This is a genomic window from Methanosarcina barkeri 3 (assembly GCF_000970305.1).
Taxonomy (GTDB): Archaea; Halobacteriota; Methanosarcinia; order Methanosarcinales; family Methanosarcinaceae; genus Methanosarcina; species Methanosarcina barkeri_A.
In genome coordinates, this window is sequence record NZ_CP009517.1 from 3,667,565 (window position 1) to 3,693,216 (window position 25,652).

Consider the following 25,652-nt stretch of genomic DNA (forward strand, 5'->3'; position numbering starts at 1 on the left):
AAATAGATTTCGATATTGACTTATTGATTAACTTAGTTGATATTGACTTAGAGCCTATCAGAGTATTGACTTAATCCATATTGGTTTAGTTGATATCGTTTTATAAATAAATTCATGACCTTATATAGCAGTTTATTGCTTTGTTATTATACCTTATAATAAACAACGTATAACAAGTTCAACTTCTTCTCATCTGGCACTATGTAGAAAGGTACGGTTTGGAAAAACACAAGCATCTAACCCTCCATTACTAAAACAAAAAAGTAGTAAAACGTAATGAGTACTGATATGAAGGTAAAATTAGAATTCATTCTATTTTTTAGTTATGTTAGATAGTTCTTTTATTTATATAATAACTAATATTATAAGTTAATAAGTAATTATAAGTTAATGTAGATCAAACTATTAAATATAAATTAAAATCGTACGAATTGTGCTGTTATAATAAACTCAGAAGAGTTTAGGGCTTTGCTAACGGATACGGTGGGGTAAAAATGAAAAGAAAATTATTCTCGATGACGTTAGTCCTTATATTTTTGATTCTGATATCTACAGTGACTTCAGCCGAACAATTTACAAAAATAGGTAGTGGATCTGAGCCTGCTATCGATGATGGTAAAGTAACCTGGACAAATAACGGTGTTATTCATTTTTATGACCTGACGACCAAAAAAGAAACTGCAGTTAACTCTTCCGCAGCATCTCATCCAGCGATTTCAGGAGACAAGTTAGTTTGGCTTGACGAGAGCAGTGGAGTCACCAGGCTTACTGTATATGACATCTCAACAACCTCAAAAACTTACATCACACAGGATGTAGACAAAAGCAGCATTCCTGCTATTTACGGCAGCAGGATAGTATGGAGTGCAAATTCTTATGTTTACATGCATGATATATCCACTTCCACGCAGACTAAAATAGCAGATGGAAATAATCCTGACATTTATGCTAACATGATCTCGTTTGACTCTTACTCTACCGAGGATACTCCACAAATTTACGTATACGATATTACTACCAAAAAAGTAATAGATGTCAGCCAGTATGGTGATAATATGTTTTCACATACTTACGGTGACAAAGTGATATGGTCGGATTTCTACAACAGACTGGGAAATATCCGTATGTATGATATTACTACCGGACAACAAACAGAAGTTACAACTGGTAATGACAAAACTGGATATGATACTGGTGGTTCAACTGATATGAACGGCAACAAGATTGTGTACCTGAAGCATAAAAACCTTGCAAATATAGACTCAGGTGATTTATATACATACGATATAGATACCGGAAAGAGTAAACAGTTAACATCTGGCAATACTTCACAAACCCCAGCTATATCCGGCAACGTTATAGTGTGGTCTGACTCTGGCAATATCTACATGTTAAAATAAAATAAAATAAAATAAAATAAAATAAAATAAAATAAAATAAAATAAAATAAAATAAAATAAAACACACATTGTAAAAAAGTATTGTAGTAACGTAAAATAGTATTATCGTGAAATATAATAAGTAAGGTAGAGTAACGACTTCACTGCTTTATATTTTCAAGATGAAAGCGTAAAAGAAGAATCATTTATATTTTTTTCAATGTTTTTAAGTAGAGTGTAAATTTGTTGTGTTTTAATGATTTTTCTTTAGCACTTTCCCTGAATTTTTCAATGTAAAATTGAACATCTCGAAAAATCGCCACATCACTTTTCAAGTTTATTCTCTTTGGTATGCACAACTTCTTGCTTTTATATTTACATTTAATATTCGCCCGATAGTTATAGAATTTTCGCCGTATGCAATTTTCCAATATAAACCTTTTGCCAGTTCGAAAGATTACCTTTCTTTGAAGAAAACCCAGCATATCCTAATTCCTATCTTATGGTCCAAGTCAACACAGTTTAAAACTGAAGTTTCAAGTGCCAATTTCTGAAAAGGTTTCTAATGTACTGGGATTTACGCATTTGAAGTATAAATAAATAGCATTAAGCTCATAATATTTTAGAAGTAATATATTAATTAGGATGGTTACTGCAATTGATTTCTCAGTGCAACTATGTAAATCTTGATATGATCATGTTTCTTGAGTAATCCAGATTTGAAAAGTCCGCTATGAAAAAGAATAAGTAAATTAGATAAATATGATAATTATTATATAACTCGTTTAATACAGTTAAATATATATAGATTCTTAAATACTGTTATGTGAACCATATAAGGTTATAATTAATGTCTATTATAACGGATATTAATTATTATTATTAAAAGAAAATAATTTGGGGACAAAAAACGGACCCATTTAACTAATATACAGTAATAGGAGTAACTTGAGATGAAGTTCGGAATCGAATTTGTGCCGAGCGATCCCGCCTTAAAGATCGCATATTACGCAAAGCTCTCAGAACAGCAGGGATTCGACAATGTCTGGATCACTGACCACTACAACAACCGTGATGTGTACTCCACTCTTACCGTTCTTGCCCTGAACACTAACAGTATTAAGATCGGTTCCGGTGTTACAAACTCCTACACCAGAAATCCCGCAATTACTGCATCCAGCATTGCTTCAATTGCTGAGATATCAGGTGGTAGGGCAGTTCTCGGCCTTGGACCCGGAGACAAAGCAACCTTCGATGCCATGGGTATTGCATGGGAAAAGCCTCTTGCAACCACCAAAGAGGCAATTCAGGCAATCAGAGGCTTCATTTCAGGACAGAAGGTCTCCATGGATGGGGAAATGATCAAGTTCGGAGGTGCTAAGCTCGCTTTCAAAGCCGGAAATGTACCTATATACATGGGTGCTCAGGGCCCCAAGATGCTTGAACTTGCAGGTGAGATCGCAGACGGTGTCCTTATTAATGCTTCTCATCCTAAGGACTTTGAAGTTGCTGTCGAACAGATCAAGAAAGGAGCAGAAAAAGCCGGTCGTGATCCGAACGAAGTTGATGTTACAGCATACGCTTGTTTCTCAATTGACAAGGACCCCGTAAAAGCGGTCAATGCCGCAAAAGTAGTAGTTGCTTTCATTGTCGCAGGTTCCCCTGACCTAGTTCTCGAGCGCCATGGAATTCCTGTCGAAGCAAAGAGCCAGATAGGTGCAGCCATTGCCAAGGGAGACTTCGGCGCTTTAATGGGTGGACTTGTTACTCCCCAGATGATCGAGGCATTTTCTATCTGCGGAACTCCTGAAGACTGCATGAAGAGAATCAGGGACCTCGAAGCAATCGGAGTTACCCAGATTGTTGCCGGATCTCCGATCGGTCCTGACAAAGAAAAAGCAATAAAGCTTATAGGTAAAGAAATCATTGCAAAGATGTAATTTTATTACATCTAATAATTTTTTGTTTTTTCTTTTGTATTTTTAAAATGTCTTGCCAGTAAGGCAAGCATATCAAGGTGTTGGAGGTAACGAATTGCCACCAAAGATTGCAGAAGTCATTGAACATGACATATGCGCAGCCTGTGGAGCATGCGAAGCCGTATGTCCTATCGGAGCTGTAACTGTAAAGAAGGCGGCAGAAATCCGTGATCCGAATGATCTGAGCCTGTATGAAAAAGGAGCTGGGTATCTGGTCTGTGAAGGTTGTTTAACCTGCAGTAGAGTCTGTCCATTAGTAGACGGCTTCGTCGAGAATGAGCTTGCAAATGTCCGCAAGTTTTTTGCCGCAAGATCCAAGGAAAATGCCGGAAGCCAGGATGGAGGAGTTACCAGTGGTATCCTTAAATCCCTTTTCAAGCAGGGCAAAATTGACTGCGCAATCGGAATCACTCGAAACGAAAAATGGGAACCAAAAGTAGTTTTATTGACTAATGCTGAAGATGTTGAGAGGACAAGAGGAACCAAATATACTTCTGACCCGGTTGTTGCAGCTCTCAGGGAAGCCTTTGAAAAATATGATAGAATTGCAGTAGTTGGTGTGCCCTGCCAGGCTCATTCTGCACGGCTGATCCGGGAAAATATAAGTGAAAAAATCGTGCTTATCATCGGATTACTATGTATGGAAAGTTTCCATCGCGACGTAATGCTTGAGAAAATAATCCCTGAGATTATGAAAGTCAAGATAGAAGATGTCAGGAAGATGGAGTTCACTAAAGGCAAATTCTGGGTCTATACCAGTGACGGTGAGGTTCACTCCGTGCCTATCAAAGACGTAGCTAAATACGCCCGAAATCCCTGCCATCACTGTTGTGACTACACTTCAGTCTTTGCCGATATTTCCGTAGGCTCGGTCGGTGCTCCGGACGGATGGAACTCAGTCTTTATAAGGACAGAGATCGGAGAGGAGTACTTCGATATGGTCCGCGAAGAAATGGAGATCATGGAAGATCCCAAGCCTGGCCTTGAGCTTGTAAGAAAGCTTATTGATACGAAGCGCAAAAATAACGCTGAGCATTTCAAAGAAGTATGCAAAGAGTTAAGCTTTGAGACAGGAATCCGTAGTGAAACTGTCTGAAACCGGAACGTATTAAGAAAAATAACCAAGATGCGATTGGAGGTATTCGGAATGGTGCGAGCTTTTTATATTGGACGTTTTCAACCGTATCACTTCGGACACCATGCTATAATTAAGCAGATTGCGGAAGAAGTTGATGAACTGGTTGTAGGCATAGGAAGTGCCCAGAAAAGTCACGAACCGACTGACCCGTTTACGGCTGGGGAAAGAGTACTGATGGTGTATAATGCACTTGAAAATCTTCCTATCCGACACTATGTTCTCCCCATTGAAGACGTTAGGTACAACTCCATCTGGGTCCATCACGTCGCATCCCGGACACCGAATTTTGAAGTTGTGTACTCAAATAATCCGCTGGTAATTCAGCTCTTTCGAGAAGCCGGTTTTTGCGTAAAAGAGTCTCCTCTTTATATTCGGGAAAGATATTCAGGAACGGAGATTAGGAGACGAATGATTGCAGGGGAAAAATGGGAACATCTTGTTCCGAAGTCAGTCGTTGAAGTGATCAAGGAAATAGATGGAGTAAATCGCCTGAAAAATGTTTCTGCCAGCGATAACAATTCTTCGCTATAAGAGTGATTACTTTTATGCTAGTTGTATAACTATTTTAAAATATTTTTCACTGAACATAGCTTTTCTTTAATTATTGTTTTTTACATTTAGTGCTTTTTGCTCTTATTTTTCTTTACATTTTATTTTTTACTGTTTTTGCTTATCTTTACGTTTTATTTTTTACTGTTCTTGTTTATTTTTGCGTTTTATTTTTTACTGTTCTTGTTTATTTTTGCGTTTTATTTTTTACTGTTCTTATTTTTCTTTCTCTTATTCCAGCCTTTATTATATTTTCCTCTGTTTTTTATAATTTCTTTTACCATTTAGTTTGTTTTTAATTTTCTAAAAATGAGACCTGAATCTAAGTATAAGATGTTCTTGAAATTTTTAGATCTATCTCCGAGTGAGACTAGTTTTGAGTTTTTTAATTATCTACAAATGGTGTTTTACTCTTGTTATGTAGGGCACAACAGTTTAATATTTTTTAAAGAAGTGGACGCGATTAACTATAATAGATATCTCTAAGAGAAAATTTCTTATAAAAGAAAGTACTATTTTCATGTGTGAACTCTTAAAACTTTTTCATACAGGTGAGAGACATTTTCTATGTGTTTTTGTTATACTGTGTTTCAACTTTTAACCTTCAAATAACGTCTCAGGTTAATTGCTGCAACCGATATAACTAATGAACACGTTAGAAAAAACCTGTGTTTTCGAAGAAGTTAGAGTACATAAAAACACCAATAGTGTGTTTAAACTTACACTGTTTGGTGAGAAATAACGTAGAAAATTCACTCAATCATATGAAAATATATCTCCTGATAAATCGGGGGGTTTAATCCAGAAGAGTATATTTTCATTGCCAGTGAAAATCGGATTTAAAAACCAATAATTTTTAAAATTTTTGTGATTGAGTGTATACTATGGAGGATATAAAATGCAAAGAACGTTATTCAAGACAGTATGTATTTTCACATTAGTTTTCTTTGTCCTGTCAATGACAGGAGCAGCCGCATGCAGTACATCGTGCAACAAATGCAAAACCGATGCAAGAAACGATACATTTAATTGTAAATGTAAATCTTGTTGCTATAACGTGCTAAGTAATGACAAAGGATGCAACCTTAAAGTTACATCTACAGGATGTTTTACTACAAAACTGGGCGGCAAGGTCTGTATGCAGAGTAACGGTAAATTCTGCTACACAAAGCCAGCAAGTTGCAAAAAATCTTGCACTGACAGTTTTAAATACTGTATAAAAGGTAAGGATGGAAAAACCGATTGCGCAACTGTTACGATTGCAGTCAAATGCTAAAAATGTCCCTCGGACTTTTGTCCTGTTGTTGTAACTGAGCAATTTAAGGGAAAAGGAAGTTTTAATCTTCCGGGGATATATTCCCCATATCCCTTACCAATTTCCTTCTCTTTTTAATTCAGAAAGAATTGAGTTCAAGAACAATTAAGGAACAAGATCAATCCAATCAATTGATCCGGGTCTATATTCTGACAATTCTTCTTCACTGCCACTTAAAATACAATCTATTATTTTTTCTATATGCTGTCCTGTCTCTTCAATGTTTTTCCCTGTCGTATTTATCTCAAAAACTTTCTTACACCATTCAAAGGCTTCAATAAGGATCACATCAAGAGCTTCAGCCTCAACATTTTCTCTTATTTTCTCTTCCGAATAGCCACGTGCTTCCAGCCTTATTTTCAATTCGGGAGGGTACAGCCTGAGTACGATCACGATATCCGTGATATAATGGGCAAGGTGACTCTCAAGAATTATTACATCATTTCCTCTTCCACCAGTAATCTCTTCAAGATACTGACTGACAAGTTCCATATCCGCAATAACCGCATCCCTTTCCTCATCAATCTCGGTGTAGAGATGCTCTTCTTTGATCACTTCATTAAGGTGGATTACTTTCCAGTGCCTTTTACTCTCAAGAAACTTACTTACTGAGGTTTTTCCAGTCCCCGGTGTACCTGTGAGTCCTATTAACATGGAAAAAAGAATGGATTTATATCAATTATACTTAATGCAACCCTAAAAGTTATTCGGAAAAGTATTTTTTCACATAACACATAAGTCTAAGTTTTCACGATGTGATACCTTTTGATGTGACACCTGTTGATATGATACATTTTGATGTGACACCTTTTGATGTGACGGTTTTATACATTTCAGGCAAACAACTCAATGACATATTTCCAATCCAGATATATTTATCCAGTCCAAACCGTTTTATTCTTTCAAAATCCCGATAACAGGAAAATCCTTAAATATTTCAGGCCCATGAGGTGCTTCGTCCATTTCTTCGGTAAGGTCCTTTCCTGCATCATGCAGTCCCTGGTGGATACCATCCTCCCATAAGTAACTGTCTGATACATCATAGACCTGGCCCTGATAGGCAACGTATATCTTACCATTTTTACCGTTATACTCTGCGAGTTCTTCAAGTGTGTATTCTTTCATTTTCCATTTCTCCACTTTAAATTTATAGCTCATTTGACTAAAGTCTTCAGTTTTAATTATAATCATATATTTAACAGTCTTAACATCTCATTGACCTCAGTAGTAGGAAGCTGACATTGATAGTTCTGGCAAACGTACGCAGTAGCTTTTCCCTCGATAGGAACCTGTTCTTTCGTATACTTTGCCAGCTTTGCAATTTCAGGGTCCTTTCCTTCAGGTCTGAAAATCAGCACTTTATTAGGAATGAAATAAGTCCAGAGTTCATCAAGCATGTGTCCAGTGTCCGGAGACTCGTGTTTTCCGGAAATTACCACTTGATAAGCCGGACCCAGGCCAAAGTCAAGCGCTGACAAAAACTGCGTATACCCCGAGGGCATTTTTCTGACGAGTTTTGAAAAAGCGCGTTCCAACCCTTGAGCCCTATCTTCCAGTTCCGAATCTGCAGTAATTCTGGAAAGTCTAAGAAGATTCAGCATCTCAATAGAATTTCCTGAGGGTATGGCTGCGTCCGCAAACTCTTTTTTCCTGAAAATAAGTGATTCACTGTCATCAGCAGTAAAAAAGAAACCCCCCTGAACGGGGTCCCAGAAGTGCTCGAGAAATTCTCTATTGAGACAAAGAGCTGCTTTAAGATATTTCAGTTTAAATCCAGCCTCGTAAAGCTCGATAAGTCCATGGATCAGGAATGCGTAGTCGTCGGCATTTCCGGAGATGCCGGATTTACCGTCTCGATATCGGTGAAGCAGTCGTCTATCGGGACTGTAGAGTCTCCGGAGGATTAAATCGGCGGCTTTTTCGGCAGCTTTCAGATATTTCTCCTCACCAAAGGTCTGGAAACCTCTTGCAAAAGCTGCAATCATAAGTCCGTTCCAATCAGTTAGAATCTTGTCGTCCTTTTCAGGTCTTTTACGTTTGTTCCGAGCTGATAGGAGTTTTTCTTTAGCTATTTTTATCCGACTCTCGACTTCGTCAACAGGAATATTCATTTCAGCAGCTAAGGTTTCAAGAGAACGAGACATATAAAAAATGTTAGTACCGATTTTTTTACCTCTTATTTCTTCTTCAAAGTTACCTCCTTCACTGAAATTAAATACTTTTGTTATCAGTTCGGACTCTTCAGGACTAAGAATCCTTTGGACTTCTTCTAAAGTCCATAGATAGTATTTTCCTTCCTCTCCTTCAACATCAGCATCTTCCCCACAATAAAATCCACCTTCTTGAGATGTCAGGTCTCTTAACACATAGTCAAGAATTCCCTCTGCTGCTTCTTTATACAGTCTCTTGCCGGTAACTTGGTAAATTTCTGTATATGCAGTTGCAGTAAGAGCCTGATCATATAACATCTTTTCAAAATGGGGAACAATCCACATATTATCTGTTGAGTAACGGTGAAAACCCGAACCAAGGTGGTCGTAAATTCCTCCCCGGTACATATTTTCCAGAGAATACTCAACCATATGAAGAGCTTCAGGGTTTCCACTGCGCCTCCAATAGCGAAGTAAAAAGAAAGTTTTATGTGGAGTTGGAAATTTGGGAGCTCTTTCGAAACCTCCGTATTCATTATCAAAAGATATCAGTAGTTCTTCATAAGCCTCCTGCAATATTGATTCCCCTATACTCTCTCCTGCTGACTCTGAGATCATATTCTGTATAGTAGACGTGATTTTTTCAGCCGACTCAAGGACTTCTCCATGCTGCCTGTCCCAGATTTCCTCTATTCTGGGTACGAGTTCGAGCATCCCTGTCTGGCTAAAACGGGAATTTTTGGGGATATAGGTTCCTGCAAAAAATGGCTTCCTATTTGGGGTCATAATAATATTAAGAGGCCAGCCGCCTCTTCCAAGAATAACCTGGCAGACCGTCATGTAAACATTGTCAATATCAGGTCTTTCTTCCCGGTCTACTTTTATGCAAACAAAAGCCCTGTTCATGAGTCTTGCTACCTCTTCATCCTCAAAAGACTCATGTGCCATTACGTGACACCAGTGGCAGGTGGAATATCCAATTGACAGAAAAATAGGTTTGTTTTCTTTTTTGGCTTTCTCAAAAGCTTCTTCTCCCCATGGGTACCAGTCCACAGGATTATACGCATGCTGGAGGAGATACGGACTCTTTTCATTTATCAGGCGGTTAGGTTTTTTATAATTTTCTCCCAGTAAAATCCCTCCAGCCTCTTCAAATTTTTATTTCTTGCCAGGCAAACATTCTGCTTTTAAGGACTTTGGTTATTCCTATTTCTTTCCTTAGGGTCCTGACAGCTATTTCTGCCTGCACACCCAAAAGAGATGAAATCGCAGTTTCCATGTCTCTGATGATCTTAGTTTCCGGTAATTTTAACAAGTACAAAGGATGGCCTTGCCCCAAATTTACACATCTGGTATGTCCCGATTTCCAGACTCTCTGAAAATAAGTCTTATAGGATTGCAGATTTAACTCGCTAGTAATATCCATTCTAACTCCCCTAATCTAAACACCGATCTCCATAGATTTTGTTCTAAATGAATGACCAACTCTGGAGTGGATTTAATTTATCCCCAAAATGATATCTTTTAAGCTCTCGCTAAGCTTTTAAATAAAAAATTAAGTACAGCAAATTTCCCCACTTTAGATATTCATCTCCTGAATATCAATATATCGGTATTCTGAGAGATTATTTTTATATATAAACAGGTAAGAAAGGCTGTTTTAGAAGTAGTATTGGCAGGAAAATTCTGAAACGTGGATATTCGTTTCATTTTAGGTTCCCGCATTTTAGTTTAGAAAAAGTTATTTAAACGACGAAGCACTATTTCGGGTCATTTTCCATACATCTACAATTTGCTAAGTATTTCAGGAGACTCCTTGCTTTTTAATTGATTGAAGCTGTCCGAGATCTTCACCTTTTTCTTCACGAGCTCCTACTTCCAGGAAATTTACAACTTTTAAGACTCTATATGATTGCTCCTGCTTTTTTTCGGCATCTCTGGCTTGATATACCCTGATTGAGCGAAGAAGATCGATTTTTCGGAATTCTGGCCAGAAAGGAGCACAGAAGTAAGCTGCACATTCACTTCCGTTAGCCTGCCAGGAAAGGAAATTTGAAATCCTTTCATCTCCACCGGTGCGTATGACAAGATCCACATTTGGAACAGAGACCCCTGGGGCAGGATAAAGATGTTTTGAAATGAGACTCTCATCCACTTCCCCAATAGAGAGTTTCCCGCTGGAAATACAGCCTGCAATATCGCGGACGGCCTGAATAATATCCTGCCTGCCTCCATAGGCAATGGCAACATTCAGATAAAACTTTCCATAATTTTCCGTAGCTTTCTCTATTTTTTCAATTGACTCATTAAGAAAAGAAGGTAATTTTGACCTATCTCCTATAACACGAACCTGTGTCTCTTTTTCATATGTCCTTGAATCAGAGTAAAGTTTCAGGAATTTTTCGTTAATGAGGTTGAAGATACCGTCGACTTCCTCTTCAGAGCGCCGAAAATTTTCCGTAGAAAAAGCATAGAGAGTAAGCTGCTTTACCCCGATCTCATAACACCACTCAATTACCTTTTCTATAACTTCTCCCCCCATTGCATGCCCGAAACTTCGATCTTTTCCCAGCTGCCCCGCATACCTGCGGTTCCCATCCATAATAACAGCTATGTGATGCGGAATTTCTGAATTTAAAATCTTTATCTGGAGTCTTCTCTCATACTCGTGATAAAATATACTAAATATACGGTTTTTCAAAAAACGGAGTCCTGCTCGAAAGATTCCCATGCTCTTAGGCAAAATACTTAATTTTTTAATGAATTTTCCTCCTGAAGATATCCAGATGTAAGAAATGTCCGCGTAAGTTTTCAATAGAGCTTAATATCTCTGTTGTCCAGGATATTAATATCTCTTCTGCTTAAAAATCCTATCTGTCGAGTCTATCTAGAAAATGTTTTACCCTCAAATTAATAAAAACCTCAAAACTATTTTCGGGATCAGAAAATCGAGATCTGATGCTCAGAGAAATAATTTTGAATTTTGGGATTAATTCAACGATTAATTCTGAAAAAACAAGTATGTCCATCTTATTTAAGGAAAATGTAGAGAAAGGCTTATGCATATGTTTTTAACTAGTAAGAGCATTCCGAATATAACAATTAATATAATAAACAACAAAATATATTCAACTCATATAAAAAAGATATGAGTAAAGAATGGGTAAAAACTCGAATGAAAAAGTACCACAGTATCAATAATATATACAACAATTATTAAAAAACTGAAAACTTGCGTCTCCATATTTCATATTTTAAAGCGTCTTTATATCTCATATCTTAAATGGCCGATCTAAATTGCGATCATAAAAATACTCCTGATGATTATATATGATGATAATTATAGGATGATTATTATATCAAGAATAAAACTGAGTTTTGGGAGTAGTTATTAGACCGAGACTCTATCAGAAATAAAAACTGTATGCGCTATATCTCGCTTATCGAGCTAAATTTTGGAAATATTTAGCTCTCCAATGTTCCCAGTTTTTACTTGAAGTAAATCAGGGTACCTCGAAGCAAGATTCAAAGTCTTTAATCACTCCGCTCTCTTCGCTGCTTTAGCAGAATCAATAAGCAACTTCAAGATTTTTACCCAAAAACAGATAGCAAGAAGAGTGGCTCAGTAGTTTTCAAGCACAGAGCCAACAATGTTTTTATAACTTTCTTTCAGGGAATAGACGTTGTGATCTCCAGTAACATTTATGCTCAGAATTCCAAGCCTTGTGTTCATAAGCCCGACCATAGCCGACACTCCCCGGTAGCTTACCTCAAAATTTCCTTTATCCAGGTAATCGTAAACTTCACCGGTGGTGAACTTGTCTCCGGTCAGGAAGAGATTGAGCACAACCTTGCGTATCCCGTTTTCATCCCTGCCGAGATACTTAATCAATCTCGCTCTTACCCTTTCTTCCGCAGTTTGCAGTTTCGGACACCTCAGTTAATGATTGAATTATGTTGCTTTAGCATTATATTGCTCACTATTCTTTTAGTTATAAAAAGTATGCGACCTCTGAGTAGAGGCGCTAAGAAACGAATACCCTATATCCTTATCGTTTATATATTTTAGGATTGCTTTTTTTAATTATTAATATAAGTTATAAATTTAATACCAACGCATAAGTTTCAGCATACTGTCAATGGCGATAAATGATCCACGTTATTCATAAGTTAAAGTCCTCTGATCTCAGTGCTTAAGGAAATTTGAGAGTTATAAAATATGTTAAAGAAGTAGAAGTAGTATATATGAAACTTAGCTATAAAGAGTTAAACAACAAGGATACATCGCATAGGAAGTAGAAACACTACAGCTGAGTCAGATATCTGCAATTTTTGAGATTATTACCGTAAAAGCTCAGGCAAGGCAGGAATTTTTCTTGATCCGGCTTTCATACCCTTGCTCAGCAAATTTCCAATAATAAAAAGCATGGAATATACTAAACATAAAATACGTAAGTGGACTGCATGTGCAATGAGTACTTAAAATTGCCTTTTCCCATTTCTCTTGAATATGTACCTTACCTGTGGCAACAGAGCGATATTCTTATTTTTCTTGTTGACCTGGATAACTATGACACGTTTAGTACAAGTTACCTCAGCAAGATAGAATTAAAATATCTTGAGAGGTTACAGACAAGTTACTTTAAGAAAAGATATATTGTCTCCAGAACGGTTTTAAAACACATAATATGCAAGATTGCTAATGAGCAATCAGCCTCTGAAATATTCACATACAAAAACGAATTTGGGAAAGTCTGCGTCCTTAATCACAATGAACTACGCATTTGTATATCGTATACCGAAAGCCTTGCAGTCCTTGCAATCTCAAAGGTTGACGTTGGTATTGATATTGAACTTGCTAGAAAACTAGCTCTTAAAAGTACTTTTAAAAACTTCCATAAAGAAACTTCACTTGTGGATGAAACTGCAGGTGAAACCGATCTTTTAAAAATATGGACTTTAAAAGAATCTTATTCCAAGTTTTCAAATAAAAAGATGCATCTTGTTTTTAATAAGGAACTGGATCTCAATAGCGTTAACTATTCAACTTACATTTTGGACAACAAATACTTAATCTCTATCGTTACTTCTCAGAGATCATACGTCACCATTATAAATCGTCTTCAAAAAATCGAATGTAATTGGGATTGAAGATTTTTCGATGAAATCTGAAGTTTAAAGTTATGCATCTATTTCTGTTTTATTCAGGCTGATTCGTACACGTATGAATCCCCGATTGTGGGATGACACACTGAATATATATTTTAATAGGTTAAAGAAATTAGGCCATATAATACATTAGAATACATGCGATCGATTTTCACTCATATTTCGTCTTAAATAGGGCTTTGTCAGCCAATAAGTGGCTCAAATTATTTATATAGTTGGATTACGTAATTATCACTGAGGACTCACGTCATTATGAGCAGAAATGCATTATTTATGATTATTGGTCCACTGAACGAAAACTTTGGGGGTAATAATAGATGGAACAAATAAAGAATGATATAGTAGATTATTTAAAAGCTAATTCTTTCATGGACAATGGTAGTAGTTTGAAGGATAACGATTCTCTCACTCAAAATGGCATTATAGATTCCATTGGACTACTTGAACTTATGGACTATATCTGTGAGAAATATTCTATAGAGATTCCTGAAGATATGCTGACACCGGAAAATTTTGATTCGTTACAGGGAATTACTAATATGATAACAAAACTGGCGAAGTGAAAAGATATGCGAATTGATGCGTATATCACTGAGTACGCCAGAAAAACTCCTCAAAACATTGCCCTGGAAGAGGGTAAAAACTCAGTTTCCTATAGCTGCCTTGACAATGATATAAATACTATTGTTTTAACATTAGATGATTTCAAACACTGCAGGTTTGCAATACTGGCAGAATCAGGCATGCTATATGTGAAAGTTCTCATGGCAGTGTATCGATCTAAAAATATTGCAGTCCCTCTACCAATAGAATTTCCTAAATTCAGTCTTGAAAAAATCCTTTATACTGGTCATATCAACAATATCATCACAACCGATACACAGTACTCAAGGTTTGGAGAGGACTTTTTTGAGCGTTTTGGAACTGTGATAATTATTTCCGGTAATAATTCCGGAGAATTTTTGCGCAAGAAGATTGAAACAGAAACGAATAATCCGGAATTACGGCTAGTTCTTTACACCTCAGGTACGACAGGCACCCCAAAAGGAGTTATGTTAAGTGACAAAAATCTGGTAGCAAATGCAGAGTCAATAATAAAGGTGCTTGGGATAAGTTCCAGAGACAAAGGGGCACTGGTAATATCCCCGCATCATGCTTTTGGGAACTCCATAATTAACTCCCATCTAATGGCTGGTAGCTCGGTCAGAATTGGAAATATGAATTTTATAGATTCGGTTTTCAACCTTATAGGGTCAGATGTGTCCATATTCTATGGAGTGCCCAGCACCTACCGTATACTCCTTCGGTATATGGAGAGGTTTAGAAAGGACTTTTCAAATGTAAGAACGGCTGCATCGGCAGGTGGGGGGATGGATCGGTCTATTGTAAAAGAGATGAGGGAGTTAGCTCCCGATATAGAGATTCTTCCTATGTACGGGCAGACTGAAGCTACGGCAAGGCTTGCCTACTTGCCAGCAGAAGATGTGGACGGGTTTGTTGACACTATAGGAAAAGCAATTCCAGGGGTTATACTGGATGTCTTTGATTCTGAGTACAGGCCAGTAAAGCCTGGCATCACGGGCGAACTGGTTGCTACAGGAGACAATATTATGCTGGGATATCTGGACGATGAAATCGCCACGGAAAAGAGAATTATAAATGGGTGGTTGCATACCGGCGATCTCGCACAGAAATTGCCCAATGGATATATCAGACTGCTAGGACGCAAGGATGATCTTATAAAAATCGGTGATCATCGCGTTAACCCAAGAGAAATTGAGAGAAACATAGAGGAAAACAATGAAGTATCAAGGGTTTTTGTCGTACCTGTGCACCATGAACTTATGGGAACTGCAATTAGCCTCATGGTCATACCTGCGGAAGGGACAGAAATTGAAAAGTTGTTTACATTCTGCCGAAAAAGCCTGCCAGGTTACCTGTGTCCAAGAGAAATACTATTCATTGATCACCTTCCCTTGAGTGAAAACGGGAAAATATCCAATAGATCCATTATAGAGGAATACAAGCATGTCAAAGCTAGTATGTAAAAAGTGTGTTCTGGATTCCGAGATTCCAGGTATACAAATTAATGGGGACACTGGCCTCTGTCACTTCTGTGAAACATTTACTCCCCTTAGTTCACAGGAAAAAAAGAATTATCTGGCCAGAATTGAAGAACTTTTTGAACAGCACGGAGGAAAAGGTAACTACGATGTAATTTATGCACTTTCCGGTGGGAAAGATTCATCGTACACACTCTACAAACTCAAAAAAGACTATCCTTTCCTCAGGATACTTGCTGTACAGTTCGATAACGGGTTTACTTCCGAAAACGCAATAATGAACGCAAAAAAAATATGCAAGACCACAGGATGCGATTATTTCCAGTTGACAATGGAAAAGGAAATCTTGTATGATACATTTCGAAAAGCTGCAGAGTCTTATGATGCGTTTCCGAAATTCGCTAAATATCGAGCCAGTGACATATGCAACGTTTGCATCACTATCATTAAACAGAAGTTAATAGAGCAGGCAATACTTCAAAAAGCGCCTTTCGTAATATTTGCCTTTACATCTGGACAGTCTCCTAATCCAATAATCAACTTATCAGTTAATTTTATTCAGTGGTCCAGAGACTTATTTGAGAAACAACTTCGGAAAATAGGCGTAGAGGACAAGGACGAAATCTTTCTCCTAAAAAAAGAGGTTCTTGATAACGTAGGTGAAAATGTTCCGAGTATACTGCACCCTCTATGTCTCTGGGATTACAACGAAGATAAAGTACTTGAGACCCTGCTTGAAATCGGGTGGGAACTTCCGGGAATCAATGACAGCAATTCAACCAACTGTACATTGAACTCTTTTGCCTGTTACAACCATCTGGAGAAGTACGGGTTTCATCCATATGCCTTTGACGTAGCAGGGCTTGTCCGAAGCGGTGAAATGTCAAGAGAAGAGGGACTTGAAAAAATTAATCAAAAACTGTCACAGCCATTGATAGAAGAGGCTGCAAGAAAGCTTAATTTGAAAGTAAAGAGCTCACAAAAAATAATCGTTAAATTTTGATTCTTAGATAAAGAGCTTAACCATATTAGGTAATCAAATCAATTAAATTAAACAGTTTAACTTGAACAGTCTACTCAAACAGTCTAACTTAAAACAGTTTAATTTAAAACAGTTTAATTCGAACAATCTAACTTAAACAGACTAACTTAAACAGTCTAACTTGAACAGTCTAATTCTAAAGATCTAATTATTTGAGGGGTAATATTATGCAGATCACAGAAGAAATGAGCATGAATATAACAGAAGAACTCAATGGAAACATTGAAAATATAGCTTTAAAACTGAGGGGTTTTATTAGAGATCAGGTAACGAGTTTTAAGAAAAAGGGAATAGTTATAGGAGTCTCGGGAGGCATTGACTCAGCTGTAGCACTTACACTATGTGTACAGGAACTGGGAAAAGAAAACGTGTATGGACTTCTCCTTCCTGAAGAGGAATCCGCCCCTTCCAGCAAGACCCTGGGAGCAGAGATCTGTGAAAGCCTTGGAGTGTCGTATGAAGAAGTGCCCATCTCCCCTATTCTAAGATCGCTTAATATCTATGATAAGAAAGAACAAATTATAAAAAGAGTCTGTCCTGAATATGATATCAGAATACATAAAACTTCGTTAGTCCTACCTGATTTTCTTAACACGGGATCGCTAAATGTCCCCTATATCCGCTTAGTAAAAAGTAATGAAACTGTTGGGAAGTACAGGCTAAAAGCTACTGATTATCTTGAATTAATAGGTTTGCAGGGCGTCAAACAGAGATCTAGAATGCTCGTTCAATATATGTATGCTGAAACGTTGAATTACGCAGTTTGCGGTACGACCAACAAGACCGAAGTAGTTCTTGGTCAGTTTGTGAAATATGGGGACGGGGGTGTAGATCTTGAACCTCTGGCAGACTGTTATAAGACCCAGGTTTATGCTCTGGGGAAATATCTGGATATCAATAAAGAAATTATGAAACGTCCTCCAAGTGCTGATACCTGGAGCCATTACACAACTGATGAGGAATTCTACTGGCGCATGCCGATTCAGATCATGGATCAGATGCTGTATGCCCAGGAACATCAGTTGCCTCTGCAAGTAATTGAAAAGAGCACCGGACTGTCCAGAGAGACAATCGAAAAAGCCCAGAAACATATCAGTAGAATAAGAAATAATACAGAATATATACGAGCCGCGCCGCCTGTTTGTTATATCAACAGGTAAAAACTGTGAAAAATGCCTGTAAACAACATTAAAAAGTGTGAATATGAATACCAGGGTCTCAGTTGTTGAATGCCAGGACTATTCGAGTGCTAAAGAATCGGTAAAAGAAGCGCTAAACCTGATAGGCGGGCTTGAGAAAATTATAGTTCCTGGCAGCCGCGTGCTTCTCAAACCCAATGTGCTTTCTATTCGACCTCCAGAGGATGCCGTTACCACCCATCCGGCGATAGTATCCGCTATGTGCGAACTTGTCTCGGAAGCAGGAGGCATTCCAGTTATAGGAGACGGGTCCGGTATTGTGAAACCCGGATCTACTACGACTTCGCAGGCGCTTAAAGTGTCTGGTATTGAAGATGTTGCTTTCGGTCATGGGGTTGAGCTGATCAATTTTGAGACGTCAGGTTTTATTGAAATTGATGTTCCTAATGCAAGTCAGTTTTCTCATCTGTACATCTCAAAAGCTGTACTTGAGGCAGATGTAGTAATCTCTCTTCCAAAACTCAAGACCCATGAACTCACACTATATACAGGGGCAGTTAAAAATTTCTTCGGCGCCGTACCTCAGAAAACTAGAAAACAAGCTCATTTCCTGGAAGACCGCCGCCGTTTTGGAGAAGCAATTGTTGACATATATTCTGTTGTCAAGCCTCAGCTTGCAGTCATGGATGGAGTGGTTGGAATGGAAGGAAATGGTCCGTCCAATGGCACACCTATCTTTGCAGGCGTGATTATGGCAAGTTATGACTGTGTATCCCTGGATATTGTAGCCTCTGAGCTTATAGGAGTCGATCCTTTAAAGGTTCCTACAAATATAGCTGCAATCAAAAGAGGTTTCGGAACCGAGCATCCTGAGATTGTTGGGATACCGCTGGAAAAAGCAAAGGTCAGGTTCAAAAGCCCTGAAGGTGGAATTACGGCTTATATACCAGCTTTCCTTATGAGAATCCTTAGAAAACAATTAGCTGTAAGGCCTATTATTAACACTTCAAAATGCGAACTTTGTAGAGCCTGTGTTTCGAACTGTTCAGCGCATGCCATTGAGAAAATAGACAGTGTACTCAAAATTAACGAAGAAAAATGCATTCATTGTTATTGCTGCCGTGAACTTTGCCCTAATGATGCGGTAGAGATAAAAAAATCATTGCTTATGAAGTTTGTAACCAGAAGTAAAAGTTAACAGGAGAGTTATAGTTAGCATAAGAGTAGCCTGAGATAGCCTGAGAGTATGTATAACTAAGCATGATAGACAGTGTACTCACTAAGCATGATAGACAGTGTACTCACTAAGCATGATAGATAGTGTACTCACTAAGCATGATTGACAGTGTCGGCAGATTATTAATGCCAAAATTAATTAGGCGTAAATAAGTAATTTATTTATCTATCAAAATGCCAACGAAAGAGCGTAAAAAAGTTAATAGAGATGGATTATAAAATAATTTGACAGAAATAACTTGACAGAAAAGTCATATAAAATAATTTGATAGAGAAATTGCATAAAATAATTAGATAGGAAATGGGGGGTATTAGCGTGACTACTGTAGTGTCTAATAGAGATAAAGTAGCCTTTGGAGAAATCGCAGATCATTACCACAGTAATAAACTCCTGTTTGGTATAAAATATTTTAAAAATTGGATTCTGGAACAGCTTGCCTCATTCATTCCCGTTCCTTCCTGGAGGGCAAAACTGCACAGGATGAGGGGTGTAAATCTTGGGCATAATGTATATGTCGGCTATAATGTGGTTTTTGATCGGATCCATCCCGAATTAATTACGGTAGGAGATTACTCTGAAATCGGGGACCGATGCATATTATCTGCTCATACGAGAGGGAGTTTGACTACAAGACAGGCATATCCGAGAACTATGGCTCCCATAAAAATCGGACGTGGAGTTTGTGTAAACCCTGGATGTATAATCACTCAGGGCGTAGAAATAGGGGATAACTCAATAATAGGTATCGGATCCGTAGTTAGCCGCGATATCTCTTCAAATAGTCTTGCTCTGGGCTATCCGGCAAGAGTTGTTAAAAAACTTGAAGGTGTAGGTGAACTTAAAACTTGATTTTAATACTTTGATCGTGCACTATTAGCTAGTTGATGTTATTTCCAAATGTTTTTAGTGGCGTATCATATTTGCAATTAGTAAGGTTAATAGCATGCTTGATGCACGAAACATAGGGCATTTCTAGCACTGGAAAATTAATCATGAAAATATCAACCTCATAATAGTGGACGATCGAATAGTGCTGAGTAACCAAAAGTTTGATTTCGAATTTACGAAACTCTCGACATACTATCTTATCCATAGATTACATGCTTATTCTAATTTTTTACAACGGAACTATAATTCTAAATTTAAGCAGTATTATGTTTGAACCAACATAACAAAATAATTTATCAATAGAGCATTACACCCTGTTTTTCTTAATTAAATAAGATAAAGTTTCTTTCCAGTTGTATCAAAGATTGGAAATACCTCAGCTGGAGGCATGAGAGAATCTTAGCGCAAATTGAACAAAATAAAGACTATAAGACACTGTCAAAAAAGGATATTTTACAGGCTGATATTAAAATATTCAGTAATTTGGTTAACTATAGGATTTTGAGACATAAGCTTTGTATCAGCCTGCAAAACGAAATTGATTGAAAAGTTAAAAAAGATTTCGATTTTTTACCAAAACTCTGTTGAAGCCTGAAGGTTGTGTTGCAAAAAGTTTCTTCTCACAATTTGAGGTTAAAACTGATATTTTTGTATTCATAACCTCATCTGCAATCACTTTTAGCAGAATAGTTTATGCTTGTGGATTGAGGTAAAAAAATAGGTGATTACGTTGATAAAGAATAAAATGCCGTCCAGTGTTATCTGGTTGATATTACCATGATTAATATTCAGCAGGATAAATGCTTGCTTTTTTGTTCAAGTAACGAAAGTCAGCTCAAGTTGCGCTAAAGCTCGGAACAAAAAACATGGAAACCACTTTACGATCATTTGAGAATAATATCAACCGGATAACAGAGGACAACCAGCACTTTCAACTATTTTATTTTTCGGTTTTGTAGTTTAGCTCAAAACCGTACTTACTCAGGGCAAAGAGTGCTATCATTATTATGGAACAAATGAAAAAGACCGATACAAAAGATGCAATCACGTAATCAAAAACTCCGGTTTCCCGAAAACCTATGTCCATCATTGAAAATAGACTAATCTTCTCCTTGTATAACGGATAAAGGTACTCGCAGCCGCCTTCACTTATGTCATCGAGCAACAGGTGAGATGCAAATGCAGCCTCTGCAAGAAGTCCGAGATACACTGCCCTGTCAGACTTCCTGTATTTAATATATCCTGCAACAACACCGAACAGGACTGCTAAAAGACTGAATAAAAGTGAATGTGTAGGAATCGGGCCGATCCAGCAATGTTCCATAGTACCGTTTACTAGCAAACTATGAATGACCATAATATCCGGAAATAAGGCACAGATACTGCCTACAGACATAAGGAACAGTAAATTCGTTGAACCCTTGAGAGAGAGTTCCCCTCGAAAAAACGATCTGATAGCAGCAAAGACTGCTACTGCACTTATACAGAATACAAAGAATAACACATGTACAATCGGGTAAGGCATAAGAAAACACTTAAGAGTTCTAAAGGTAACAGTTTTTGGATTTAGATAGAGTTGGCGCCCAACATATTTAAAATTTTTTAAATTGGTTTTTAAAGTAAGTACATTGAAAGTACTTCTTTTTAAAAGAGATTTTTGCAGGAGTTAGTTAACCTTAAAGACGCCTCATAAATCCAGGAAAGAACTCTTCCTTGCTAGCTTACTTACTCGGGAAGTACCTTAAAGAGGAATTAGCTCGACGAGCATTCCGTCTTCAAACGGATATCTTTCAATAATAGTAAGCCTTGATCCTGAGGGTTCCAGTTCTTCTTTAATGCTTTCTTTTAATTCTTCAAGTACCCACCAGGCAATCTCGATTTTTCCATTTTTTATTTCAAATAGTTCGGATGGAATTTCCAGATTTTGCAAAGTTTTTTCTGCAAGCTCCTGGTCTCCTCCTTCAATTACCCCATACACCAGAGTGCCGTCGTCGGTGATTTCGTCGAACTCTCTTGCAGTGTTCTTTGCAATCCTCTGAAATCTTTTGCGGAGCTGAACTGCATCTTTATAAACTGAAGAACAAAAATGGGCCTTTTTACACTTCGTAAGAGCAGTCCTGGCAAATTTACAGGACCCTGCAGCCGCACTGGACGTGTCGGATTCGAGACAAAAACCATTCTTCAAGAGAGCTTCCGAGTTATTGTCCGAAAATTCGAGTTCATTCAAGTTAAGGAAAACTCCAGTTTCTTCTGCAAAAGCTGCAACCTTCTCCGCCCCTTCAAGAGCAGGAATTTCGATTCCGGCTTCGATTCCGAGTTCCTTTGCATTTTGCAGAGCATCTGCGTATTGACTGTTCTTAAGGTCATTCCAGTATTCCTGCGGAGGATGGAAACGGATTTCATCAAGGCCTGCATCTGCAAGCTTTTCAAGGATCTGCCTTCCAGGAGCCAGGGAAGTATAGAGATGGATGTGATGTCTTTTTCCGAAAGAAGTCTTGAGCATTCGGATATAATACAGGACTCTTTCAAGCTTTAGTAAGGGCTCTCCACCTGTTATTCCTGTCCCAAGAGCATTCATAAGCTCGGCTTCTTTCAGTAAATCCTCATCGCTGTTTACAGGTCTTTCATTCGCAAAAACAAGGTCTTTTCCTCGCCTTTCGTCAGAAAGAGGGCAGTAAAAGCAGCTTCTGGTGCAAAGGCCTGTTACGAAAAGAACCATTTTGGCACCCTTCTGGCAGAGTCTACACCCTTCTGAGAGATAACTGTAAAAAGAACCGGTTTCATCTTCAGTGAACTTTTCCATACCTGAACCTGCATATTCTTTTTTTATATATAAGGCTTGTTTTTGACTCCAGATTGAAAGTATGGAGACGCCTTTATAAAGAAGGGGCTTTTCTCGGAAACTGATATAACCATGAGGTGCTAAAGGTTCACTGATGTCAGAACAAAATGGATACGTCGTGGTTTTCGGCTGCAAAAGATGCGGAAAATGCAAAGATGTCTGTCCTGTGGGTGCAATATATGAGGAAAATGAGCTTGCGAAAATAGACCCCAAGAAATGCACCCTTTGTATGAAATGCATAGATGAGTGCACGAACAGATCCATTATCTATATGGAATAAGACGTTAAAGATGTTAACATGGGAAAAACTCCGATTGACGTGAAAGGAATTTCCACTCAAATGGAAGAATTTCAGGCTGAAATAGAGAAACTCACAGCACATGGAAAAATAATAGATATTACCGTCCCGATTTCCCCTTTTACACGGACTTTTCCCGGAGACCCGATACCTGTAATTGAGAAGGTCTGTACTCTTGAAGAAGAAGGCTATGCAGTATCAAAATTGAGTCTTGGAAGCCATACAGGCACACATGTTGATGCTCCTTCTCATATCCTGAAAAATGGCCTGACTATTGACAAACTGGAACTAAAAAAACTCATGGGTCCGGCCCTTATTCTCGACTTTTCATCACTGTCAGGTGAACTGACTGCTGGCATTCTTGAAAAGGAATTTCAGAACATGGGAGCTCCTGAAAATATACAGGTCCTCCTTCTGAAAACGGAAGCCTTTTCTCGGAAACAAGGAAATAAAGGTAAACTTAGTAAACAAGACATAGAGTCAGATCCTCAAAGTATGGAACTAGGGAAGGAAGAATCTGGCTCTGCGTACCTTGGCGAAAGCGGAGCAGCCTGGATTGTTGAAAAAGGCTTCAAGACGATAGGAATTGACAATTTTTCGGTGGACAATTTTTATTCCGAAACTCTACCTGCTCACTACATCCTTCTTTCAGGTAATGTGAACATAGTAGAATGTCTTGAACTCAGCTCCGTACGAGCAGGAACTTACTTCTTCCTCTGCTTTCCCCTCAAAATTGAAGATTGTGACGGCGCACCTGCAAGAGCGTTATTGATATCTTATTCTTGATTATCACTTTTGAGTTTCCATTTTGAATTTCACTTTTGAGTTTCCATTTTGAATTTCACTTTTGAATTTCCATTTTGAATTTCACTTTTGAGTTTCCATTTTGAATTTCACTTTTGAGTTTCCATTTTGAGTTTCTATTTTGAGTTTCTATTTTGAGTTTCTATTTTGAGTTTCTATTTTGAGTTTCACTTTCGAAATATTAAGTTTGAATCTCATATTTAAGTTTCCATTTTAAGTTTCCCTTTTGAATTTTCACAATTTAAACTATTACTTTTGGTTCTGATTTTGGATCATCATTTTTGATTTTTCATTTCTTTTTGTTTTTGAACTACATATCATCCTTCAAAAATGGGACATAGTGTACCTTATCCCGTTCTGCATGACCAGCTCGAAGAGGAATTCTCCAGAAACCGGATACTCAATTACAACTCCTGTCTTTTCAGGAGATAAAGGTGTCAGGATGTTTTCCCGGCTCTCCCAGGGCACCCACACTCCTTTAGAATTTTGCTCGCCTTTTATAAAGTGTATCGGCTTTCCTGCAAGAAATAATCTTTTTTTGACTCCGTTTTTATACTGGTAGATAATAGTGTTATTTTCAAGAACCCATTCCGAATCGTAAAGCTGTCCATTACATTCGGGATCAGGGTCCATTCCGAAGCTAATATACCTGACTGAAGAAGGAAAGGAGAATTTGAGGGTACACATTGTCCCTTCAGGACTATGACTCTCAGCAGAATCTCGGGCATACCCTTCCTGAATTGAACGTATCGACAGAGAAGCAGCCTCAACCTGGGACTTAATCTGCGCCTCTTCCAGGACAGGACTTGCGTTATGCCAGGCCTGAAATGCTATAATTAGCACTGCCGCAAGCAGACTTAAGTACACAACTAATTTGAGAGGGATAGTATCTGCAGCAGTAGTATCGGAAGCAAGATTTCTCATATAAGAATTAACACGCCATACATATTAAAAAATTTTACTTAACGTTTAATAGATAATCTCTGATTAATAGATTATGTGTGAATAACGACAAATTTCATCAACATACAGTCTTTGATTAACAGATAACTTTGAGAATAACAAAGTAAAAAGGAAAACTTGAAGGATAAAGAACAATTAAAACATAAAAAATAAAGAAGAAAAGAATAAATTATCAGAAGATAAAACTACATCATATCAAAAGATAATGAAAAATACAAGGAGGGTTTGGGATAGAAGAAGAACATAACGAAAATGTGCTCTACGTACCTTTTTCGGAAGAACAACTTGCCGAAATAAAGAAATATGCGAGCATGAGTGGTATGGAAGTTGAAGAATTTATAAAGAGCGTTTGCCTGGCTCACTGCCTCCAGCAAATGGAATGTCTTTATGGGGAAAAGTCAGATGTACCTGAGGCTGTAGGAAGCACTGCAAAACCAGAAAGTGGAGTAGAAGTAGTAAGGAAAATTGAATTTAAAGGCCAAAAAACAGGTACTACTTCAAAAGATCTACTTAATGGGCCACTCGTCCTGGATCAGCAGTGTATTATGGATTTATTTGCAATCAAAAGAGAATTCGGTAATCTTTCGAATAATGAGATTATTACTATCGCCCTGAAACTGGGTTTGAACCAGCTAGGTATAGCTCTTGGGCTGCTTAAAAATAAACTGAAAGAATGAGGAAACGCAGGAAAAAAGGA

At 37.8% G+C, this 25,652-nt stretch carries 24 protein-coding genes; 15 read left to right on the plus strand and 9 right to left on the minus strand.

Annotation, left to right across the window (positions count from 1 at the left end):
• The first annotated feature begins 494 nt into the window (after positions 1 to 494).
• From MSBR3_RS14930 to MSBR3_RS19575, 5 genes are all read left to right on the plus strand, one after another.
• The gene (locus MSBR3_RS14930) at positions 495 to 1,400 is read left to right on the plus strand and encodes a TolB family protein (RefSeq protein WP_048108994.1); all 906 of its coding nucleotides are present in this window, start codon (positions 495 to 497) and stop codon (positions 1,398 to 1,400) included.
• Between the two features lie 932 nt (positions 1,401 to 2,332).
• Complete coding sequence (mer, locus tag MSBR3_RS14940) at positions 2,333 to 3,319, plus strand: 5,10-methylenetetrahydromethanopterin reductase (RefSeq protein WP_048108996.1); 987 nt, start codon at positions 2,333 to 2,335, stop codon at positions 3,317 to 3,319.
• Positions 3,320 to 3,413: 94 nt separating this feature from the next.
• Positions 3,414 to 4,454 carry a F420H2 dehydrogenase subunit FpoF gene (fpoF, locus tag MSBR3_RS14945; RefSeq protein ID WP_048108997.1) on the plus strand — a complete coding sequence of 347 codons (1,041 nt, stop codon included), beginning with the start codon at positions 3,414 to 3,416 and terminating at the stop codon, positions 4,452 to 4,454.
• 51 nt (positions 4,455 to 4,505) lie between these two features.
• Positions 4,506 to 5,027 carry a nicotinamide-nucleotide adenylyltransferase gene (locus MSBR3_RS14950; RefSeq protein ID WP_048108998.1) on the plus strand — a complete coding sequence of 174 codons (522 nt, stop codon included), beginning with the start codon at positions 4,506 to 4,508 and terminating at the stop codon, positions 5,025 to 5,027.
• Positions 5,028 to 5,943: 916 nt separating this feature from the next.
• Positions 5,944 to 6,321 carry an Ig-like domain-containing protein gene (locus MSBR3_RS19575; RefSeq protein ID WP_080942323.1) on the plus strand — a complete coding sequence of 126 codons (378 nt, stop codon included), beginning with the start codon at positions 5,944 to 5,946 and terminating at the stop codon, positions 6,319 to 6,321.
• 144 nt (positions 6,322 to 6,465) lie between these two features.
• Here the strand turns inward: MSBR3_RS19575 and MSBR3_RS14955 are convergent, their stop codons facing one another.
• The 6 genes from MSBR3_RS14955 to MSBR3_RS14980 form a co-directional block, all read right to left on the minus strand.
• Positions 6,466 to 7,014 carry an adenylate kinase family protein gene (locus MSBR3_RS14955; protein WP_048108999.1) on the minus strand — a complete coding sequence of 183 codons (549 nt, stop codon included), beginning with the start codon at positions 7,012 to 7,014 and terminating at the stop codon, positions 6,466 to 6,468.
• Between the two features lie 240 nt (positions 7,015 to 7,254).
• Complete coding sequence (locus MSBR3_RS14960) at positions 7,255 to 7,485, minus strand: cytochrome b5 domain-containing protein (RefSeq protein WP_048110601.1); 231 nt, start codon at positions 7,483 to 7,485, stop codon at positions 7,255 to 7,257.
• A 62-nt stretch (positions 7,486 to 7,547) separates the two neighbouring features.
• Positions 7,548 to 9,563, minus strand: a complete 2,016-nt coding sequence (locus tag MSBR3_RS14965) for a thioredoxin domain-containing protein (protein WP_394297715.1) — start codon at positions 9,561 to 9,563, stop codon at positions 7,548 to 7,550.
• Positions 9,564 to 9,660: 97 nt separating this feature from the next.
• Complete coding sequence (locus MSBR3_RS20755) at positions 9,661 to 9,825, minus strand: hypothetical protein (protein WP_196296962.1); 165 nt, start codon at positions 9,823 to 9,825, stop codon at positions 9,661 to 9,663.
• Positions 9,826 to 10,314: 489 nt separating this feature from the next.
• Positions 10,315 to 11,241 carry a polyprenyl diphosphate synthase gene (uppS, locus tag MSBR3_RS14975; RefSeq protein WP_048110602.1) on the minus strand — a complete coding sequence of 309 codons (927 nt, stop codon included), beginning with the start codon at positions 11,239 to 11,241 and terminating at the stop codon, positions 10,315 to 10,317.
• Positions 11,242 to 12,132: 891 nt separating this feature from the next.
• A complete protein-coding gene (locus tag MSBR3_RS14980) occupies positions 12,133 to 12,402 on the minus strand; it encodes a DUF2551 domain-containing protein (protein WP_048109002.1) in 270 nt (89 codons plus the stop codon).
• 572 nt (positions 12,403 to 12,974) lie between these two features.
• On the opposite strand from MSBR3_RS14980, the gene MSBR3_RS14985 reads away from it, so the two are divergent.
• The 7 genes from MSBR3_RS14985 to MSBR3_RS15015 all read left to right on the plus strand — a co-directional run bounded on the left by MSBR3_RS14985 (position 12,975) and on the right by MSBR3_RS15015 (position 20,009).
• Complete coding sequence (locus tag MSBR3_RS14985; protein ID WP_048109003.1) at positions 12,975 to 13,661, plus strand: 4'-phosphopantetheinyl transferase family protein; 687 nt, start codon at positions 12,975 to 12,977, stop codon at positions 13,659 to 13,661.
• A 335-nt stretch (positions 13,662 to 13,996) separates the two neighbouring features.
• Positions 13,997 to 14,242: an acyl carrier protein gene (locus tag MSBR3_RS14990; protein ID WP_048109004.1), complete on the plus strand. Its 246-nt coding sequence runs from the start codon at positions 13,997 to 13,999 to the stop codon at positions 14,240 to 14,242.
• Positions 14,243 to 14,248: 6 nt separating this feature from the next.
• Positions 14,249 to 15,727, plus strand: a complete 1,479-nt coding sequence (locus MSBR3_RS14995; RefSeq protein ID WP_048109005.1) for a class I adenylate-forming enzyme family protein — start codon at positions 14,249 to 14,251, stop codon at positions 15,725 to 15,727.
• A complete protein-coding gene (locus MSBR3_RS15000) occupies positions 15,708 to 16,745 on the plus strand; it encodes an adenine nucleotide alpha hydrolase family protein (RefSeq protein ID WP_048109006.1) in 1,038 nt (345 codons plus the stop codon). Before MSBR3_RS14995 ends, MSBR3_RS15000 begins: the two co-directional genes overlap by 20 nt.
• Positions 16,746 to 16,951: 206 nt before the next feature.
• Complete coding sequence (nadE, locus tag MSBR3_RS15005; protein ID WP_080942324.1) at positions 16,952 to 17,944, plus strand: NAD(+) synthase; 993 nt, start codon at positions 16,952 to 16,954, stop codon at positions 17,942 to 17,944.
• Positions 17,945 to 17,987: 43 nt separating this feature from the next.
• A complete protein-coding gene (locus MSBR3_RS15010) occupies positions 17,988 to 19,121 on the plus strand; it encodes a DUF362 domain-containing protein (protein ID WP_048109008.1) in 1,134 nt (377 codons plus the stop codon).
• A 354-nt stretch (positions 19,122 to 19,475) separates the two neighbouring features.
• Positions 19,476 to 20,009 (plus strand): acyltransferase, encoded by a 534-nt coding sequence (locus tag MSBR3_RS15015; protein WP_329956813.1) that lies wholly within the window; start codon positions 19,476 to 19,478, stop codon positions 20,007 to 20,009.
• Between the two features lie 979 nt (positions 20,010 to 20,988).
• Here MSBR3_RS15015 and MSBR3_RS15020 read toward each other — a convergent pair.
• Positions 20,989 to 21,573, minus strand: a complete 585-nt coding sequence (locus MSBR3_RS15020; RefSeq protein WP_048109010.1) for a metal-dependent hydrolase — start codon at positions 21,571 to 21,573, stop codon at positions 20,989 to 20,991.
• Between the two features lie 216 nt (positions 21,574 to 21,789).
• A complete protein-coding gene (locus MSBR3_RS15025; protein WP_048109011.1) occupies positions 21,790 to 22,851 on the minus strand; it encodes a radical SAM protein in 1,062 nt (353 codons plus the stop codon).
• A gap of 133 nt (positions 22,852 to 22,984) precedes the next feature.
• Here MSBR3_RS15025 and MSBR3_RS15030 point away from each other — a divergent pair, with 133 nt between their 5' ends.
• Both MSBR3_RS15030 and MSBR3_RS15035 read left to right on the plus strand, forming a co-directional pair.
• A complete protein-coding gene (locus MSBR3_RS15030; RefSeq protein WP_048109012.1) occupies positions 22,985 to 23,170 on the plus strand; it encodes a 4Fe-4S binding protein in 186 nt (61 codons plus the stop codon).
• Positions 23,171 to 23,188: 18 nt separating this feature from the next.
• Positions 23,189 to 23,974: a cyclase family protein gene (locus MSBR3_RS15035; protein WP_230627523.1), complete on the plus strand. Its 786-nt coding sequence runs from the start codon at positions 23,189 to 23,191 to the stop codon at positions 23,972 to 23,974.
• A gap of 342 nt (positions 23,975 to 24,316) precedes the next feature.
• On the opposite strand, the gene MSBR3_RS15040 is transcribed toward MSBR3_RS15035, so the two are convergent.
• Entirely contained in the window at positions 24,317 to 24,916 is a 600-nt protein-coding gene (locus tag MSBR3_RS15040; RefSeq protein ID WP_048109013.1) for a hypothetical protein, read from the minus strand.
• Between the two features lie 293 nt (positions 24,917 to 25,209).
• On the opposite strand from MSBR3_RS15040, the gene MSBR3_RS15045 reads away from it, so the two are divergent.
• On the plus strand, positions 25,210 to 25,632 hold the full coding sequence (locus MSBR3_RS15045; protein ID WP_230627525.1) for a hypothetical protein: 423 nt from the start codon (positions 25,210 to 25,212) through the stop codon (positions 25,630 to 25,632).
• Positions 25,633 to 25,652 lie beyond the last annotated feature (20 nt).